Below are 16644 nucleotides of genomic sequence, written 5' to 3' on the forward strand. Positions count from 1 at the left end.
CCCCTGGGGCGTGGGCCGTCGCACGTGCGCGGGGTGGTTGGGATCGACCTCCGATGGGTACCTCGTGCCCATGACTGAACTCATGGCACGCGTGCACGTCGTCGTCGACGCCAGCCCCGAGCAGGTCTGGGAAGGGCTCACCTCCCCCGAGCTGACCCGCCTCTGGATGGGTGGCGCCGAGGTTGCGAGCGACTGGACGCCCGGCTCCACCGTCACGTGGTCGGGCCTCGTGGCCGGCCAGCCGTTCGAGGACTCGGGCACCGTGCTCGAGGTCGACCGCCCGACGCGGCTGCGCACGACGCACCGCAGCGGCGGGCTCGCTCTCGCCGACGCCCCCCTCGACCCCCACGTCGTGACGTACGAGGTGATGGCCGAGCAGGGCGGCACCGTCGTCACCGTCACCCAGGAGGGCCTGGGCCAGACCCCCGACAGCGTCGCGGAGTACGAGCAGACCTGGGCGCTGCTGCTCGGCCGCCTCAAGGGCGTGCTGCAGGAGCGCGGCGAGGCCGCCTCCCGATGTGGCGGCGGGGCCCCCGGACCGACAGACTCGCGGCATGAAGGTCGTGGTCTCGGGCTCGTCCGGTCTGATCGGTTCCTCGCTCGTCGCCTCGCTGCAGGCGGACGGCCATGACGTGGTGACGCTGGTCCGGCGTACGCCGACCGCGGCGGGACAGGTGCAGTGGGACCCGTCCCTCGGCGCCTCGGGCGTGACGGCCGAGCTGCGCGCGGCCATCGACGGCGCGGGCGCCGTGGTCAACCTCGCGGGCGCCGGTGTGGCCGAGAAGCGCTGGGACGAGGCGTGGAAGCACCAGATCCTCGACTCCCGGGTGGCCGCCACGACATGCCTCGCGACCGCCATCACCGATGTGGCGAGCAAGCCGCCGGTCTTCGTCTCGGGCAGTGCGAGCGGCTACTACGGCGACACCGGCCCCGTGGCCGCCGACGAGAGCGCGCACGCGGGCCGCACGTTCCTCGCGCACGTGTGCCAGTCGTGGGAGCTCGCGGCCGAGCCGGCCCGCGAGGTGGGGGTGCGCGTGGTGCACCCGCGCACCGGCACCGTCGCCGACCCGGACGGCGGTGCGTTCGGCCGCTGGCTGCCGGTCTTCAAGCTCGGCGGCGGCGGACCGCTCGGCAACGGCAAGCAGTGGTGGTCGCTCATCTCGCTCACCGACGAGGTGCGCGGCATCCGGCACGCCATCGACACCGACTCCCTCGTGGGTCCGGCCAACTTCGCAGCGCCCGAGCAGGTCACGAACGGCGACCTCGCCAAGGCTCTCGGGCGGGCGCTGTCGCGCCCGTCGCTGGTGCCGGCACCGCTGTTCGGTCTGCGGATCGTCCTCGGCGAGTTCGCCGACGAGCTCGTCATCAGCCAGCGGATGGCCCCGAACGCGCTGACCGCGAGCGGCTTCGAGTTCTCGCACCCCACGATCGCCTCGATCGTCGAGGACATGCTCGGCTGATTCAGCCCGCACGGTCCTCGCGGCCGCGCACCTCGGCGATCCGCCAGCCGTCGCCGTCGAGGGCCGGCATCGGCGTGAGCGTCACCGTCCACCAGGCCGCGGTGCGCTCGGGCACGTGGGTCGTCGTACCGCCCTGCACCACGTCGTAGGCCGTACGCCGGTCGCGCACCGCCAGCACGACGCGGTCGGCGTCGGCGCGCAGCAGCCTCGCCTCCTCCAGCACCACCTCGCCGCCCGAGAGCCTGGCGCCCGACCCCGCGAGCCGCGCCAGGAGCGCGGCGTCGCGCGCCCAGGCAGCACCCGCCGGGTCGACCCAGCGCGCGAGAGCGTCACGGTCGCCGGAGGCGAGCGCCTGCCGACGGCCGGAGTCGAGGGCTGCGAGCACCGCGGCCCAGTCGGTGGCCACGGGCTCCGCGGGGGGCGGAGCCACCGGTGTGGCGGATACCTCGGGCACCACGGCCGGCGCAGGTACGGCCCCGGGGGTCGGCTCAGAGGCCACCGCGCCGACCGCCGTCACGGCCCGGACCGCGCCGAGCCCGACCAGCAGCACGAACGCCACCGAGGCCACCGTGCGGACCGAGAGCCTCGCCGGCGGCTTGTCCTGAGCCCGGCGTCGCGACCCGGGCGGCGGCTGCTCGGCCGGTGGAGCGGCGGCCCGGGCCGAGCGCGGTCGGGGTGCCGCCCCAGTGGGTCGCGGTGCGGCCGGTGCGGGAGGGGCGGCCGGAGCCGACGGCTGCTGCCACAGCGCGTCGAGCAGGCTCTCCGGGCGGCCGCAGGAGCGCAGCAGGTCGAGCAGCTGGTCAGCGTCGGGCCGCAGCACGGGATCGGGGTCGGCGGCGCGCAGGGCGGCGAGGACGAGCGGTCCAGGAGCTCCCCCGCGGCCGAGCAGGAGGCGCACGAGGTCGCCGACCGCGGCGACGTCGGACTCCGGCGTCGGCCCGTCGAGCCTTCCGGGCACGGCGCGCCAGGCGAGGCCGGACCCCGCGAGCAGCACCGACCCATTAGGGGCCACGAGCACCTGCTGCGCGCTCACCCCGCCGTGCGCGAGGCCCGCGGCATGCAGCGCCACGAGCGCCTCCGCCACCGCGGTCGCGGCCGCGAGCACGTGCCCGGCGCGCAGCGGGCCTCCCCGGCGTACGGCGTCGAGCGAGACCGCGCCGTCGGGCACGCGGTGGACGAGCACGACGCCGTCGGGGGACGACGACCAGCGCACGAGCGGCGCGAGCGTAGGGGCCCGTACCTCGCTCAGCCGGCCGAGGTCGCGCGCGAGCAAGGGGACGGCGTCGGGGTCGGCGGCGCCGGGGGCGGTGCGCTCGACGGTCGGCAGGGGCTCGGGCTCGGTGCGGCGCGTCATGCGGCCACGGTGCCCGCCCGGCGCCGCACCCCGCTCGCGTCGTCCACAGGCCCGGGCCGGGGGAAAGGGACGCGCCCGTCTCGATGCGCATCTGCGGGGGTGGACGTGCGTGCCCCTGCACGAACCGGGACGATCGACGGGTGACACCGCTGCGCGAGCCCGAGATCGACGTCGTCGTCGTTGGGGCCGGCCTCGCGGGGCTGGCTGCCGCGCGGCACCTGGCGGCGCACGGCCGCACGTGCGTGGTGCTCGAGGCGTCGGACGGCGTCGGCGGGCGCATGCGCAGCGACGTCGTCGACGGCGTGACGGTCGACCGCGGCTTCCAGCTGCTCAACCCGGCGTACCCCGAGGCGGAGCGGGTGCTCGACCTCGACGCGCTGGCGCTGCGGCCGTTCACCGCCGGCGTGCTGCTCGCCGGCGCCGACGGGCAGCGTCCGGTCGTGGCCGATCCGCGGCGTACGCCGTCCGCGCTCGCCTCCACGGTGCGCTCGACCCCGGGCTCGCGGCTGCAGCAGCTGCGCTTCGCGGCGTACGCCGCCGGCGTCGGCTACCTGCCGGCGTCGCGCATCAAGGACGGGGTCGACACCACCATCGGGGAGACGCTGCGGCCGTTCGGCGAGATCACCGAGCGCGTGCTGGCGCCGTTCCTGTCGGGCGTGCTGTTCGACGACTCGCGCACCACGTCGCGGCGGTTCGTCGAGCTGGTGCTGCGGTCGTTCGTGCGCGGAACGCCGTCGGTGCCGTCGGCCGGCATGGGGGCGATCCCGGTGCAGCTCGCGCAGGGGGTCGACGTACGGCTCTCCACGCCTGTGCGCTCGGTGACAGCGACGTCGGTCACGCTGGAGGACGGCTCGGTGATCGCTGCGCGTGCCGTGGTGGTGGCGACCGATGCGGGCGCCGCGGGGGCGCTGCTGCCGGGGCTCGAGGTGCCGCGGATGAACGCCGGCACCACGTGGTGGCACCTGACCGACGTGCCGGATTCTGCTCTCACCCAAGGGATTCCCGTGCTCGTGGTCGATCCCGACCGCCGCGGTCCCGTGGTCAACACGGTCGCGGTCTCCTCGGCGGCTCCGGCGTACTCGCGCGACGGCCGCGCGCTCGTGGCCAGCACCGCGCTGGGGCTCGAGGTCGATGAGGCCGACGTACGCCGGCATCTCGGGCTGCTGCACGGCGTGGAAGTCAGCCGTTGGGACACCGTGGCCGTGCACCGGATCGCGGCGTGCGTGCCGGCCATGCCGCCCGGCACGCCGCTCACGCGCGAGCCGACGTACGACGGGGTCTACGTCGCCGGCGACCACCGCGACACCGCCTCGATCCAGGGCGCCCTCGTCTCCGGCCGCCGCATCGCCACCGCCCTCCTCCGTTCTGGATGAAGTCCCCTCCTGACCTCGTCGGCTGCGCCTCCTCGGCAAGCGGGGGCCCACGCACATCCACGAGAGCCGAACAGACCCGGCCTTCATCGACGCGGTGCGGTGAGGCGGGCGGGCATCGCGAGCGCGCGTCGGCGGCCGCTCGCGTAGGTTCGGCGGCATGACGACGCGACGCATCCTGGCCACCAGCGGCGGCTTCATGCTGGCCGAGAGCGGGCGCGAGAACGCGCGCCGCCCCGGCGGCACCTTCCTCGAGGCGCTGCGGCTGTCGGGCAAGGACCGGCCGCGCGTGCTGTTCGTGCACACGGCGTCCGGCGACGACAAGAACTACCTCGCCCTGTCGTACCAGGCCACGCGCGACCTCTCGGTGGACGCCGACCACCTCGTGCTCTTCCCCTACCCCAACCAGACGCCGGAGGAGGCGTTCGGCCAGGCCGACGTCGTCTGGGTCGGCGGCGGATCGGTCGCGAACCTCCTCGCGCTCTGGCGCGTGCACGGCGTCGACGAGGCCGCGCGCGACGCGTGGGAGCGCGGCGTCGTCCTCGGCGGCGTGAGCGCCGGCTCGATCTGCTGGCACGTCGGCGGTACGACGGACTCCTACGGACCCGATCTGCGCATCGTCACCGGCGGCCTCTGCCTGATCCCGTACGGCAACGGCGTCCACTACGACAGCGAGGCGCAGCGCCGTCCGATGCTGCAGTCGCTCGTGCGCAGCGGCGAGCTGCCGCTGTCGTACTGCACCGACGACCGCGTCGGGATCCTGTACGAGGGCACCGAGCCGGTCCGCGTGATCACCGACTACGACGTCGACCCCGAGACCGGGCCTGCGGCGTACCGCGTCGAGCGCACCGCCGACGGCGGCGTTGTCGAGACCAGGTTCGCCCCCGGCCCCATCGCCTGACCCGCCTCGAGCATCACCCGTCAAGGACAGGAACCGCCCTTCACGGGCGTGCTCTGTCCTTGACGGAAGAACTCGGGCCGGCGGCGGCACGATCATGGCGGCTGTGGTGAGGTGGGCTTATGAAGACCACCACGATCCCCCTGCTGACCGCCAAGCCCGTGCCGGTGATCGGCGTCGGTGCGATGCCGCTGTCGAACGCCCGCCCCGACGGCACGACGATGCCGCTCGAGGACGCCATCGCGGTCCTGCACCACGCGTTCGACGCCGGGCTGCGCCTCGTCGACACCGCCGACATCTACGCGCCCAGCGCGTCCGAGGTCGGGCACAACGAGCGCATCGTCGGTGAGGCCGTCCGCACCTGGTCGGGCGGCCGCGACCTCATCGTCGTCGTCACCAAGATCGGGATCACGCGTACGCCGGGCCCGCCCGAGAGCGAGTGGGGGCGCGACGGCTCGCGCGACTACCTGCTGCGAGCAGCCGAGGCCAGCGTGACCGCGCTCGGCTTCGAGCCCGACGTGATCATCAACCACCGCGTCAACCGCGCGCAGCAGCCGTACGCCGAGACCGTGCGCGGCATGCTCGCCGTCCGCGACGCCGGCTTCGCACCGGCGATCGGCATCGGCAACATCAACCTCGCCGAGGCCCAGACTGCGTGGGAGGTCACGCAGGGCACGGTCGGCGCCGTCGAGAACGAGCGCAGCCCCCGCTACCGCGGCGACACCGACGTGTTCGAGTGGGCGATCGCGAACAACGTCGCGTTCTTCCCGTGGTCGCCGTTCGGCGGAGGCGACGACGCCAAGAACCTGCCGACGGCGTACCCCGAGTTCGCCGCCGTCGCGGCCGAGCTCACGGAATCGACCGGCACCGAGGTGACCGCGCACGAGGTGGCGCTCGCGTGGCTCATCGCGCAGGGCCCGACCGTCGTGCCGATCCCGGGGTTCACCCGGTTCGCCACGGCCGACTCCGCCGCGCGGGCGGCGTACCTCGACCTCAGCGCCGAGCAGCTCGCCCGCCTCGACGCCACCGAGGGCACCAACGAGTCGGTCTACCCCGACTGAGTACCTATCGGTGAAGGCCGGAACTGTTGCGCTCTCAGCAGCGAAGGCCCCTACCGGGCGGGGGCTTCGCCCATCGTCGCCCGGCGGGGGCCCACCCTTCATCGCAAACCCGGGGGTACGCCGAGAGCGAGCGGGTGGGGCGGTGCGGCGGGGGCGGGCTTAGGCTGGCCGTCGTGACTGCGGAGACGACGACGTACGCCGGGCTGCTCGCTGCGCCGAGCACCGCGCTGTCGTACCGCGTCGTCGGCCTCGGGCCCGGGCTCGTGCCGTACGCCGACGCCTGGGACCTGCAGCGCGCCACGCACGACCGCGTCGTCACCAGCGGCTCCCCCGGCGAGATCCTCCTGCTCGAGCACCCGCCCACCTACACCGCCGGCAAGCGCACCCGCCCCGCCGACCGCCCGACCGACGGCACCCCCGTGGTCGACGTCGACCGCGGCGGCCAGATCACCTGGCACGGCCCCGGCCAGCTCGTCGGCTACCCGATCGTGCGTCTCGCCGAGCCCGTCGACGTGGTCGAGCACGTCCGCGTGCTCGAGGACGTCCTCATGAAGGTCTGCGCCGGCTTCGGCCTCGAGACGATGCGCGTCGAGGGCCGCACCGGCGTCTGGGTGGCCGCCGACACCCCGCTGCAGGGCACGCGCCCCGAGCGCAAGGTGGCCGCCGACACCCCGCTGCAGGGCACGCGCCCCGAGCGCAAGGTGGCCGCGATCGGCGTCCGCGTCAGCCGCGGCGTCACCATGCACGGCTTCGCGCTCAACTGCGACTGCGACCTCAGCTGGTTCGACCGCATCGTGCCGTGCGGCATCGAGGACGCCGGCGTCACGAGCCTCACCGCCGAGCTCGGCCGCACCATAACCGTGCAGGACGCCCTCGGCCCCGTCATCGCGGGGCTCGCCGCGCAGTACGGAACCCTCGTCGAGCAGAACCAGGAAGGCTGACGTGACCGACTCGGTCGGAACGACCACGCCCAGCCACGACGACGTCGTGCAGACCGCACCCGACGGCCGCCGCATGCTGCGGATCGAGGCGCGCAACGCCGAGGTGCCGATCGAGCGCAAGCCCAGCTGGATCAAGACCACGCTGAGGACCGGCCCGGAGTTCCAGCGCATCAGCGGCATGGTGAAGTCCGAGGGCCTGCACACGGTGTGCCAGGAGGCGGGCTGCCCCAACATCTACGAGTGCTGGGAGGACGCCGAGGCCACGTTCCTCATCGGCGGCAGCCAGTGCTCGCGCCGCTGCGACTTCTGCCAGATCGACACCGGCCGCCCCGACCCCCTCGACCGCGACGAGCCCCGCCGCGTGGCGGAGTCGGTGGCCACGATGGGCCTGCGGTACGCCACGGTCACCGGCGTCGCCCGCGACGACCTCCCCGACGAGGGCGCCTGGCTCTACGCAGAGACGGTCCGCAAGATCCACGAGCTCAACCCGGGCACCGGCGTCGAGGTGCTCATCCCCGACTTCTCCGGCAAGCCCGAGCTCCTCCAGCAGGTGTTCGACGCCGCCCCCGAGGTGCTCGCGCACAACGTCGAGACCGTGCCGCGCATCTTCAAGCGCATCCGTCCGGCGTTCCGGTACGACCGGTCCCTCGACGTCATCACCCAGGCCCGTGCCGCGGGGATGGTCACCAAGTCCAACCTGATCCTGGGCATGGGCGAGGAGATCCCCGAGGTCGTGCAGGCCCTGCACGACCTGCACGACGCCGGCTGCGACCTGATCACCATCACGCAGTACCTGCGGCCGAGCCCCAAGCATCACCCGGTCACCCGCTGGGTGAAGCCCGAGGAGTTCGTCGAGCTCGCCGAGACCGCTACCGCGATCGGCTTCGCCGGTGTGATGAGCGGCCCGCTCGTGCGCTCGTCGTACCGTGCCGGGCGCCTGCACCAGCAGGCGCTCGAGGCCCGGGCCACGGGCGGGGCGGCCACGATCGTGACCGGCGGAGCCACCGCCTGACACCTGTGCCGGGGCGGTTCGTCGCGGGCCTCCGAGGCGTCTACCCTGGGGGCCTCACCATCGACCACCGGAGCGCACACCCGTGAGCAGCAACGCGCCCAGCCCGGCCCCCCGCGGCCGCATCGCGCAGATCCGCGAGACGTACAAGCTGACCCGTCGCGCCGACCCGAAGATCCCGTGGATCCTCGCCGGTGTCTTCCTCGGCGTCCTGCTGGTCATGGTGGCGCTCGGCGCCGTGTTCGGCCCGCTGTGGTTCTGGATCGTGCTCGGCGTCCCGACCGCCCTGCTCGCAGCCACCTACATCTTCGCCCGCCGCGCCGAGTCGGCGGCGTACGCCTCGATCGAGGGGCAGGCCGGCGCCGCCGCCTCCGCGCTCTCCACGCTGCGCTCGGGCTGGTACGTCACCCCGGCCGTCGCCGTCACGAAGAACCAGGACGTCGTGCACCGCGTGCTCGGCCGTCCGGGCGTGATCCTGGTGTCCGAGGCCCCCGCGAGCCGTGCGGCGAACCTGCTGGCCAACGAGCGCAAGCGGCACGCACGCTACGTCGGCGAGACGCCGATCATCGAGGTGCAGTCCGGCAACGAGCCCGGCCAGGTGCCGATCCGCAAGCTGCAGCGGCACGTGATGAAGCTGCCGCGCTCGCTGAAGCCCGCACAGGTCAGCACGCTGCGCAAGCGCCTCGACGCCCTCACCACCACACCGCTGCCGATCCCCAAGGGCCCGCTGCCCAAGGGCACCAAGATCCCCCGCAGCTGATCCCTCCGCCGCCCGGACAATTGCCCCCGGAACTGTTGCTTCCCGAGCCGTTCGGTCGTGACTTCACGACCGAACCGGGGGCACATTCCCGGCGCAGGAAGGTGCTGGCGTGACGGCCCTGCCGAACATCGGCGCCCCGGCGACGCGCGCGCTCACCATCGAGGGCATCACCACGCTCGAGTCGGTCGCCGGCCGTCCGGCGCGGCGGCTGCTCGCGCTGCACGGCGTCGGGCCCCGCGCGATCCGCATCCTCTCCGAGGCGCTCGAGGCCGCCGGCCTCGAGCCCCTCACCTGAGCGCCTGCCCCTCGGGCTGCCCCAGACCTCAGGCTGACGCCGATGCAGGGCCGCAGCACCGACGACATGCTCGGCATCGGGCAGCTCGCCCGGCTCGCCGGGCTGTCGGTCGGCGCGCTGCGCCACAACGACGAGGTCGGCGCGGTCATCGCCGAGGACGACCCCGCCGTACGCCGTGCGCTCCTCGCCCGGCACCGCGACCCGGTCGCCACGCGGGTCACGCCGCTCCAGCGGGTCCTGCACCGGCTCACCCACCTCGTCGACCCCGACCAGGGGCACGACCACTCCCCCGAGGAGCACGTCATGTCGCAGACCACCACCGGCAGCCTCGACGCCGGCCCGCAGACCGCGCTCGCCAAGGCCCTCTACAACCGCGTGTGGGAGCCGCTCGAGAAGAGCGACCGCACAGCGGCGGACGACGAGGAGCTCGTGCACACCGCGCACGCCTCCCGGCACTTCTGGACCGCGGTCGGCACCGAGAAGAACGAGGCGCTCGCCCGCGCGTACGCCGTCGCCGGCGACAAGGCCGCGGCGGTCGAGTGGAAGGCCAAGGCCGTGGCGCGCCTGGCCGAGGTGGACGACACCGACGACCGCGAGATCGTCGCGGGCGACCTGACCACGCTGCCGGTCTGAGGTCGGGCCGCGTCAGCGGCGGACGAGCACCAGACCGAGCGAGCGGTCGTGCAGGCCCCGCATGTCGCGGTCCCAGATCACGGCCGGGACGAGCAGGCACACCTGCAGGCTGCGCAGGAACGCGCGGCCGAAGCCCGGGGGCATGCCGTCCAGGCGCAGGACGCCGATCCCGAACACCCGCTGGCCGAACGACGATCCCGTCGCCCAGGTGAGCAGCGTGAGCTGCACCAGGAACACGCCCATCGTGGCGAAGCTCGACTCCGGGGTGCCGTAGGCGAGGCCGGAGAACAGCAGGCGCACGAGCAGCACGCACGCGAACCAGTCGAGGAACAGGGCGCCGATCCGGCGGCCCCAGCGGGCGATCGAGCCCGGGCCGTCGTCGGGGAGACCGAGGCGCTGCCCGGGGTAGTCCTGCGTCGGCGGCAGCACCGAGCCGGGGCCCGACAGCCACGACCCGAGGTCGCGCCTGGTCAGCCCGCGCGACTGCTGCTCTCCGTCGGGTGCGTTCTGCTCACCTGCCACCGGGCAAGGCTAAGCGGCGCACGACGACCCCGCCGACCGAGGTCCGGTCGCCCCGCGTCAGGGCGGCGTCAGGGTTCCCGCCACGGCGTCAGGATCGCGTCAAGATCGCGCGAACCACCGGCCTCGGCGGGCGTACGACGTAGTCGTGAGCATCCTCAAGCGCGCCTTCGTCGGCAGCCCCATCGACTCCTCCGAAGGCCACCGCACCCTGCTGTCCAAGCGCCTCGCACTGCCGATCTTCTGCAGCGACCCGCTCTCGAGCGTCGCCTACGCGACCGACCAGATCCTCCTGGTGCTCGTGCTCGGCGGCGCCGCAGCCCTGATGTTCACGCCGTGGGTCGCCCTGGCCGTCATCGCGCTGCTCGCGATCGTCGTGACGTCGTACCGGCGCACGGTGCACGCCTACCCGAACGGCGGCGGAGCGTACGCCGTAGCCCAGGACAACTTCGGGCAGCGCACGGCGCTCGTCGCTGCGAGCGCGCTCATCGTCGACTACATCCTGACCGTGGCCGTGTCCGTGACGTCCGGGGTCGCCAACTTCACCTCGGCCTTCCCCGATCTCGCCCCGTACACCGTGGAGATCAGCGTCGGCCTCGTCATCGGCCTCACGCTCATGAACCTCCGCGGCGTGCGCGAGTCCGGCAAGGCGTTCGCGGCACCGACGTACCTCTTCATCATCAGCGTGGTCGTGCTCATCGTGGTGGGCGCGGTGAAGATGCTGCTCGGCCAGCCGGTGGTGGCTGAGTCGGCTTCGCTCACGTCCGACGCCGCCCAGGCCACAGGCGCAGCTGCGATCTTCCTGCTGCTGCGCGCGTTCGCCTCGGGCTGCACCGCGCTCACGGGTGTCGAGGCGATCTCCAACGGCGTCCCCTACTTCAAGCCGCCGAAGTCACGGAACGCCGCCGGCACGCTGCTCGCCATGGGCGTGCTCGCCATCACGATGTTCGGCGGTGTCACCTGGCTCGCGATCGCGTCCGGCGTCAAGCTCTCCGAGGACAACGCGACCCTCGGGCTCCCGGCCGACGTCGTGCAGCCGACCGTGCTGGCGCAGCTCGGGACGGCCGTCTTCGGGAGCGGCTCGATCGGGTTCTTCGCGCTGCAGATCTTCACCACCGCCGTGCTCGTGCTCGCCGCGAACACCGCCTACAACAGCTTCCCGATCATGGCCTCGGTGCTCGGCCGCGACGGCTACCTGCCCCGTCAGTTCGGACGCCGCGGCGACAAGCTCGTCTTCAGCAACGGCATCCTGTTCCTCGCCGGCTCGTCGGTGCTGCTGATCGTCGCGTTCGACGCGAGCGTGACCCGGCTGGTGCAGCTCTACATCCTCGGTGTCTTCCTGTCGTTCACGATCTCCCAGTCCGGGATGGTCAAGCACTGGTCGCGCCAGATGCGCACGGCGCCCGCGGCGGAGCGTCGCCGCATGGCCCGCGACCGGATCATCAACGGCCTCGGTGCCTCCGTGACCGCCGTGGTGCTCGTGATCGTGGTGGTCACGAAGTTCACCCACGGCGCGTGGCTCGTGATCATCGCCGTGCCGCTCTTCTACGCCGTGATGGTGGGCATCCACCGCCACTACCGGTCGCTCGACGAGCGGATGTCGCCCGCGCCGGGCGGCGTGGTGCTGCCGAGCCGCGTCCAGGCCCTCGTCCTCGTCTCACGGCTGCACGCGCCGGCGATGCAGGCGCTGGCGTTCGCGCGCGCCACCCGGCCCGACCACCTCGAGGCCGTGCACGTCGTGACCGACCGCAGCGACGTGCCGAGCCTGCAGCAGGCCTGGGCCGACCGCGGGATCCCCGTGCCGCTGGTGTGCCTGGAGTCGCCGTACCGCGACCTGACCCAGCCGGTGCTCGAGCATGTGCGGCAGATGCGTCGCACGAGCCCGCGCGACATCGTCGCGGTCTTCGTGCCCGAGTACGTCGTGACCCACTGGTGGGAGGCGCTGCTGCACAACCAGAGCGCCCTCCGGCTCAAGGTGCGCCTCCGTCAGGAGAAGGGCGTCATCGTGATCTCGGTGCCGCTGCAGCTCGAGGACGCGCCCATCGAGGGCCCGGTCGAGGCGGCGGTGCGGTGACGCCGGTGGAAGACTCGACGGCGTGACCAACGGACGACCGGACGCCGGTGCGCTCGCCGCGCGCGGGCGACCTGCCGTGCGCGTCGCCTCCTTCGTGGTCGGCATCACCCTCGTGTGGGTCGGGGCGGCCACAGCCTCGGCCGGGAACCCGCTCGACCTCGCTGCCGTGCTCCTGGTGATGCTCGCCGCCGTCGTGGCCCTGGCGCTCGTGACCGGCCCCGTGCTGGCGGTGCTCGCCTCGCTCGCGGTGGTCGGGATCGTCAACTGGTACCTCGTGCCCCCGTACGGCACCTTCTCGGTCGCGAGCACCGAGAACCTCGTCGCGCTGGTCGTCTTCCCGTTCGTCGCCGCTGTGACGGCAGGCCTCGTCGAGCTCGCCGCCCGCGCCCGGTCGCGCGATGCGGCGTCGGCGTCGCGCGCCGAGCTCATGGGCGACGTCGCATCCGCCCCGGCCGCCTCGCTCGACCGCGTGCGCCGCGCGCTCGACCTCGACGAGGTCCGTCTCGTCCGCGACGGCGAGGTGGTCGCGGCGAGCGGCGCGAGCGAGGGGGCCGGCGTCGTGCTCGACGCGACCGGCCCCGACGGCTTCCGGCTCGTCGGCACCGGTGCTCCGCGCATGGCGGAGGATCCCGACTTCATCGCGTCGCTCACCGCCGCGGCCGTCCGGGCGCACGAGAGCGAGGAGCTCGATCGCGAGCGCGCACGCGCCGCCGGGCTCGCCGCTGTCGACGACGCGCGGTCGGCCCTGCTGGCCAGCGTCGGGCACGACCTGCGCACGCCCCTGGCGGGGCTGCGCCTGGCCATCGACACGCTGCGCTCCCCCGACGTCGAGCTCGACGACGACGCGCGCACGGAGCTGCTCGGCACGGTCGACGCGTCGACCACCCGCCTGGACGAGCTCATCTCCAACCTGCTCGACATGAGCCGGCTCGAGGCCGGAGGGCTGCCGGTGCGGCGCGAGGCCGTGGCGCTGTACGGCGTCGTCTCGTCCGCAGTCACCGGGCGCGCACCGGGCGCGGTGACGGTGCATGTGGACGAGGCGCTCCCCCTGGTCTCGACCGACCCGGTGCTGCTCGAGCGCGTGGTCGAGAACCTCGTCTCCAACGCGCTGCGGCACGGTCGCGCGGGGGCGGGCCGGCCGGTCGAGGTCCGCGCCGTCCCGCGCACGTCCGCGGTGGTCGTCGACGTCGTCGACCACGGCCCCGGGCTCGGCGCGACGGCAGCCGCCGCGCCCGCCCTGTCGGCCTCGAGCAACGCCGACGGAAGCACCGGCCTCGGGCTCGAGATCGCGCGCCGCTTCTGCGTGGCGATGGATGCCGCGCTCGAGCTGCGCGAGACCGAGGGCGGCGGGCTCACCGCGCGCATCACCCTGCCGCTTGCCCGGGGAGGCGCGCGATGACCGAGCTCCTCGTGGTCGAGGACGACGAGCAGCTGCGCAGGGCGCTCGTGCTCACGCTGCGCTCGCGCGGGCACAGCGTGACGGCGAGCGGGTCCGGCGTCGAGGCCGCGGCGCTGGCCACGAGCAGGCGGTTCGACGTCGTGATCCTCGACCTCGGCCTGCCCGACCTCGACGGCATCGCGGTGATCGAGCAGGTGCGCGCCAGCAGCGGGGTGCCGATCGTGGTGCTCTCGGCACGACGCGACCAGGCCGACAAGGTCACCGCGCTCGACGCCGGGGCGGACGACTACCTCACCAAGCCGTTCGGCATGGAGGAGCTGCTCGCACGCATCCGCGCGGCCCAGCGCCGCGCCGGGCCGGTGACGAGCGCGGGCACCGTCACCACGCCGGACTTCGCGGTCGACCTCGGCCGGAAGTCCGTCCGCACCACGGACGGCACCGAGGTGCACCTGACGCCCACCGAGTGGGGCGTCCTCGAGGTGCTCGTGCGCGCCGACGGCCTGCTCGTGCCGGGAGCAGACCTGCTCGCGCAGGTGTGGGGGCCGGCGTACGGCAGCCAGACCAACTACCTGCGGGTCTACCTGGCGCAGCTGCGCCGCAAGCTCGAGCCGGACCCGTCGCACCCGCGGTACCTCATCACCGCGGCCGGGCTGGGCTACCGCTTCGACGTGACCGGCTCGGGGAGCGCCTGATCCCGACCCCGCCGGACGTCGCCGGAACGGCTCTGGCAGGCTGTGCCCCGACGCGCGGCGACGGTGCCGCGGGCCCGTTCGGCGGGTCCCGCGTGTGGGCCCCCGGTCGGCCCGCGCCCACTTTTCGCGGCTGTCACGCTCGGAAACAAGGTCGAAACAATCGGGACACCGACGGGAAATCCCGCCCCCGTAGGTTCCCCGTGAACGCTGAGGCGAGCCCGTCGCAGCTGCCAGTGATGCCCCCACAGTCCGTCGGCTCAGCCGGGGACCCCGCGAGGAGGATGGATGTTCAAGAACGCGGAGGAAGTGCTCCGGTTCATCCAGGACGAGGACGTTGTCTTCGTCGACGTGCGCTTCTGCGACCTGCCCGGCGTGATGCAGCACTTCAACGTTCCGGCGAAGTCGGTCGACGAGGCGCTGTTCACCGAAGGTCAGATGTTCGACGGTTCGTCGATCCGTGGCTTCCAGGCCATCCACGAGTCGGACATGAAGATCGTGCCGGACGTGAAGACGGCGTTCCTCGACCCGTTCCGCAAGGAGAAGACGCTCGTCATCAACTTCTCCATCCAGGACCCGTTCACCGGTGAGCCCTACTCGCGCGACCCGCGCAACGTGGCTGCCAAGGCCGAGGCCTACCTCGCCACGACGGGCATCGCGGACACCGCGTTCTTCGCCCCCGAGGCCGAGTTCTACATCTTCGACGACGTCCGCTTCGAGACCAAGCAGAACGCCGGCTACTACTTCATCGACTCCGTCGAGGGCGCCTGGAACACCGGCCGCTCCGAGGAGGGCGGCAACCGCGGCTACAAGCCCCGCTACAAGGGCGGCTACTTCCCCGTCCCGCCGGTCGACCACTTCGCCGACCTCCGCGACGCGATGGTCCTCGGCCTCGAGCAGGTCGGCCTCTCGGTCGAGCGCGCTCACCACGAGGTGGGCACCGCCGGTCAGCAGGAGATCAACTACCGCTTCGACACGCTGCTCCAGGCCGCCGACGACGTCATGAAGTTCAAGTACGTCATCAAGAACGTCGCCTGGCACGCCGGCAAGACCGTGACCTTCATGCCGAAGCCGCTCTTCGGCGACAACGGCTCGGGCATGCACGTGCACCAGTCGCTCTGGAAGGACGGCGTCCCGCTGTTCTACGACGAGCTCGGGTACGGCGGCCTCTCGGACATGGCCCGCTGGTACATCGGCGGCCTGCTCAAGCACGCGCCGTCGCTGCTCGCCTTCACCAACCCGACGGTGAACTCGTACCACCGTCTGGTGCCGGGCTACGAGGCGCCGGTCAACCTGGTCTACAGCCAGCGCAACCGCTCCGCCTGCATCCGCATCCCGATCACCGGCTCGAACCCGAAGGCCAAGCGCATCGAGTTCCGCTGCCCCGACCCGTCGAGCAACCCGTACCTCGCGTTCGCGGCGATGCTCATGGCCGGCCTGGACGGCATCAAGAACAAGATCGAGCCGCCGCAGCCGGTCGACAAGGACCTCTACGAGCTCCCGCCGGACGAGGCCGCCGCGATCCCGCAGGTGCCCGCGTCGCTGACCGAGGTGCTCGACGCGCTCGAGGCCGACCACGACTTCCTCCTCGAGGGCGGCGTCTTCACGCCCGACCTCATCGAGACGTGGATCGAGTTCAAGCGCACGATGGAGGTCGACCCCATCCGCCTCCGTCCGCACCCGCACGAGTTCGAGCTCTACTACGACATCTGAGCCGTACCCACCCGGACACCCGGAAGGCCCGCTCCCCGGGGGCGGGCCTTCCGCCGTCCGGGGGCGGCGCACCCGGTCAGAACACCGGCCCGTGCTTCAGGTGGGCGTCAGGCTGGTCCTGGTACTCCGCGGGCAGAGCCGGCCCTTGCGGCGTGGAGATCGCGGCAGGTTCGATCCGCGTCTCGAACGGACGCACGAAGCCGCCGGCGACCTTGTCCGTGGTGTCGATACGCACGACCTCGTGCGTGCCCGCGGTGGTCGGCCCCGCGAGCATCGGCGCGTTCGCGACGGCGACCGCGAGCCCGGCGACAGCGACGGCGAGAGCGAGCAGCGCCATCCAGAGCGCCGCCTTCGCGAGCGTGCCGTGCTGGATGGACGGCGTGTGCAGCGTGGTGCTCATGACGACCCCCTCGATGGGTTCCTGTCCTCCTGCAGCTGCCACGCTGCTCAGGACGACGAACCGGGAAAT

The 16644-nt window shown here is 73.0% G+C and carries 17 protein-coding genes; 14 read left to right on the forward strand and 3 right to left on the reverse strand.

The window, feature by feature from the left end; translation table 11 throughout:
• Positions 1-70: 70 nt before the first annotated feature.
• Together ACFQGU_RS13275 and ACFQGU_RS13280 are read left to right on the forward strand one after the other, a co-directional pair.
• Positions 71-631: an SRPBCC domain-containing protein gene (locus tag ACFQGU_RS13275; RefSeq protein ID WP_386767421.1), complete on the forward strand. Its 561-nt coding sequence runs from the start codon at positions 71-73 to the stop codon at positions 629-631.
• Positions 555-1460 (forward strand): TIGR01777 family oxidoreductase, encoded by a 906-nt coding sequence (locus tag ACFQGU_RS13280; RefSeq protein WP_386767423.1) that lies wholly within the window; start codon positions 555-557, stop codon positions 1458-1460. Before ACFQGU_RS13275 ends, ACFQGU_RS13280 begins: the two co-directional genes overlap by 77 nt.
• A 1-nt stretch (position 1461) precedes the next feature.
• On the opposite strand, the gene ACFQGU_RS13285 is transcribed toward ACFQGU_RS13280, so the two are convergent.
• Entirely contained in the window at positions 1462-2814 is a 1353-nt protein-coding gene (locus ACFQGU_RS13285; protein ID WP_386767425.1) for a hypothetical protein, read from the reverse strand.
• 140 nt (positions 2815-2954) lie between these two features.
• Between ACFQGU_RS13285 and ACFQGU_RS13290 the strand changes: the two genes are divergently transcribed.
• The 8 genes from ACFQGU_RS13290 (at position 2955) to ACFQGU_RS13325 (ending at position 9781) form a co-directional block, all read left to right on the forward strand.
• The gene (locus ACFQGU_RS13290; RefSeq protein WP_386767427.1) at positions 2955-4187 is read left to right on the forward strand and encodes an FAD-dependent oxidoreductase; all 1233 of its coding nucleotides are present in this window, start codon (positions 2955-2957) and stop codon (positions 4185-4187) included.
• 157 nt (positions 4188-4344) lie between these two features.
• The gene (locus ACFQGU_RS13295; RefSeq protein WP_386767429.1) at positions 4345-5085 is read left to right on the forward strand and encodes a Type 1 glutamine amidotransferase-like domain-containing protein; all 741 of its coding nucleotides are present in this window, start codon (positions 4345-4347) and stop codon (positions 5083-5085) included.
• A 119-nt stretch (positions 5086-5204) separates the two neighbouring features.
• Positions 5205-6143, forward strand: a complete 939-nt coding sequence (locus ACFQGU_RS13300) for an aldo/keto reductase (protein ID WP_386767431.1) — start codon at positions 5205-5207, stop codon at positions 6141-6143.
• Between the two features lie 227 nt (positions 6144-6370).
• Complete coding sequence (gene lipB / locus ACFQGU_RS13305) at positions 6371-7084, forward strand: lipoyl(octanoyl) transferase LipB (protein ID WP_386768293.1); 714 nt, start codon at positions 6371-6373, stop codon at positions 7082-7084.
• Positions 7085-7130: 46 nt separating this feature from the next.
• Positions 7131-8096, forward strand: coding sequence for a lipoyl synthase (gene lipA / locus ACFQGU_RS13310; protein WP_386768295.1), 966 nt, complete (start codon positions 7131-7133; stop codon positions 8094-8096).
• An 82-nt stretch (positions 8097-8178) separates the two neighbouring features.
• Complete coding sequence (locus ACFQGU_RS13315) at positions 8179-8853, forward strand: DUF4191 domain-containing protein (protein WP_386767433.1); 675 nt, start codon at positions 8179-8181, stop codon at positions 8851-8853.
• A gap of 109 nt (positions 8854-8962) precedes the next feature.
• Complete coding sequence (locus ACFQGU_RS13320; RefSeq protein WP_386767434.1) at positions 8963-9148, forward strand: DNA-binding protein; 186 nt, start codon at positions 8963-8965, stop codon at positions 9146-9148.
• Positions 9149-9190: 42 nt separating this feature from the next.
• The gene (locus ACFQGU_RS13325; RefSeq protein ID WP_386767435.1) at positions 9191-9781 is read left to right on the forward strand and encodes a hypothetical protein; all 591 of its coding nucleotides are present in this window, start codon (positions 9191-9193) and stop codon (positions 9779-9781) included.
• Between the two features lie 12 nt (positions 9782-9793).
• On the opposite strand, the gene ACFQGU_RS13330 is transcribed toward ACFQGU_RS13325, so the two are convergent.
• Complete coding sequence (locus ACFQGU_RS13330; protein ID WP_386767437.1) at positions 9794-10303, reverse strand: RDD family protein; 510 nt, start codon at positions 10301-10303, stop codon at positions 9794-9796.
• Positions 10304-10448: 145 nt separating this feature from the next.
• Between ACFQGU_RS13330 and ACFQGU_RS13335 the strand changes: the two genes are divergently transcribed.
• From ACFQGU_RS13335 to glnA, 4 genes are all read left to right on the forward strand, one after another.
• Entirely contained in the window at positions 10449-12374 is a 1926-nt protein-coding gene (locus ACFQGU_RS13335; RefSeq protein ID WP_386767439.1) for an APC family permease, read from the forward strand.
• 22 nt (positions 12375-12396) lie between these two features.
• Positions 12397-13773, forward strand: coding sequence for a sensor histidine kinase (locus ACFQGU_RS13340; protein ID WP_386767441.1), 1377 nt, complete (start codon positions 12397-12399; stop codon positions 13771-13773).
• The gene (locus ACFQGU_RS13345) at positions 13770-14465 is read left to right on the forward strand and encodes a response regulator (protein WP_386767443.1); all 696 of its coding nucleotides are present in this window, start codon (positions 13770-13772) and stop codon (positions 14463-14465) included. The genes ACFQGU_RS13340 and ACFQGU_RS13345 overlap by 4 nt, the downstream gene beginning before the upstream one ends.
• A gap of 285 nt (positions 14466-14750) precedes the next feature.
• The gene (glnA, locus tag ACFQGU_RS13350) at positions 14751-16175 is read left to right on the forward strand and encodes a type I glutamate--ammonia ligase (RefSeq protein WP_386767445.1); all 1425 of its coding nucleotides are present in this window, start codon (positions 14751-14753) and stop codon (positions 16173-16175) included.
• A gap of 76 nt (positions 16176-16251) precedes the next feature.
• Here the strand turns inward: glnA and ACFQGU_RS13355 are convergent, their stop codons facing one another.
• Positions 16252-16575 (reverse strand): hypothetical protein, encoded by a 324-nt coding sequence (locus ACFQGU_RS13355; protein ID WP_386767447.1) that lies wholly within the window; start codon positions 16573-16575, stop codon positions 16252-16254.
• Between the last annotated feature and the right edge of the window lie 69 nt (positions 16576-16644).

The sequence above is a fragment of the Longivirga aurantiaca genome (genome assembly GCF_042660085.1).
Classification (GTDB): Bacteria; Actinomycetota; Actinomycetes; order S36-B12; family CAIYMF01; genus Longivirga; species Longivirga aurantiaca.

Excerpts from the sequence above, each read along its gene's own strand:
- ACFQGU_RS13355 (WP_386767447.1), bottom strand. The coding sequence starts at position 16,575 with ATGAGCACCACGCTGCACACGCCGTCCATCCAGCACGGCACGCTCGCG.
- ACFQGU_RS13345 (WP_386767443.1), top strand. The coding sequence starts at position 13,770 with ATGACCGAGCTCCTCGTGGTCGAGGACGACGAGCAGCTGCGCAGGGCG.
- ACFQGU_RS13325 (WP_386767435.1), top strand. The coding sequence starts at position 9,191 with ATGCAGGGCCGCAGCACCGACGACATGCTCGGCATCGGGCAGCTCGCC.
- ACFQGU_RS13275 (WP_386767421.1), top strand. The coding sequence starts at position 71 with ATGACTGAACTCATGGCACGCGTGCACGTCGTCGTCGACGCCAGCCCC.
- ACFQGU_RS13295 (WP_386767429.1), top strand. The coding sequence starts at position 4,345 with ATGACGACGCGACGCATCCTGGCCACCAGCGGCGGCTTCATGCTGGCC.
- ACFQGU_RS13300 (WP_386767431.1), top strand. The coding sequence starts at position 5,205 with ATGAAGACCACCACGATCCCCCTGCTGACCGCCAAGCCCGTGCCGGTG.
- ACFQGU_RS13280 (WP_386767423.1), top strand. The coding sequence starts at position 555 with ATGAAGGTCGTGGTCTCGGGCTCGTCCGGTCTGATCGGTTCCTCGCTC.
- ACFQGU_RS13285 (WP_386767425.1), bottom strand. The coding sequence starts at position 2,814 with ATGACGCGCCGCACCGAGCCCGAGCCCCTGCCGACCGTCGAGCGCACC.
- glnA (WP_386767445.1), top strand. The coding sequence starts at position 14,751 with ATGTTCAAGAACGCGGAGGAAGTGCTCCGGTTCATCCAGGACGAGGAC.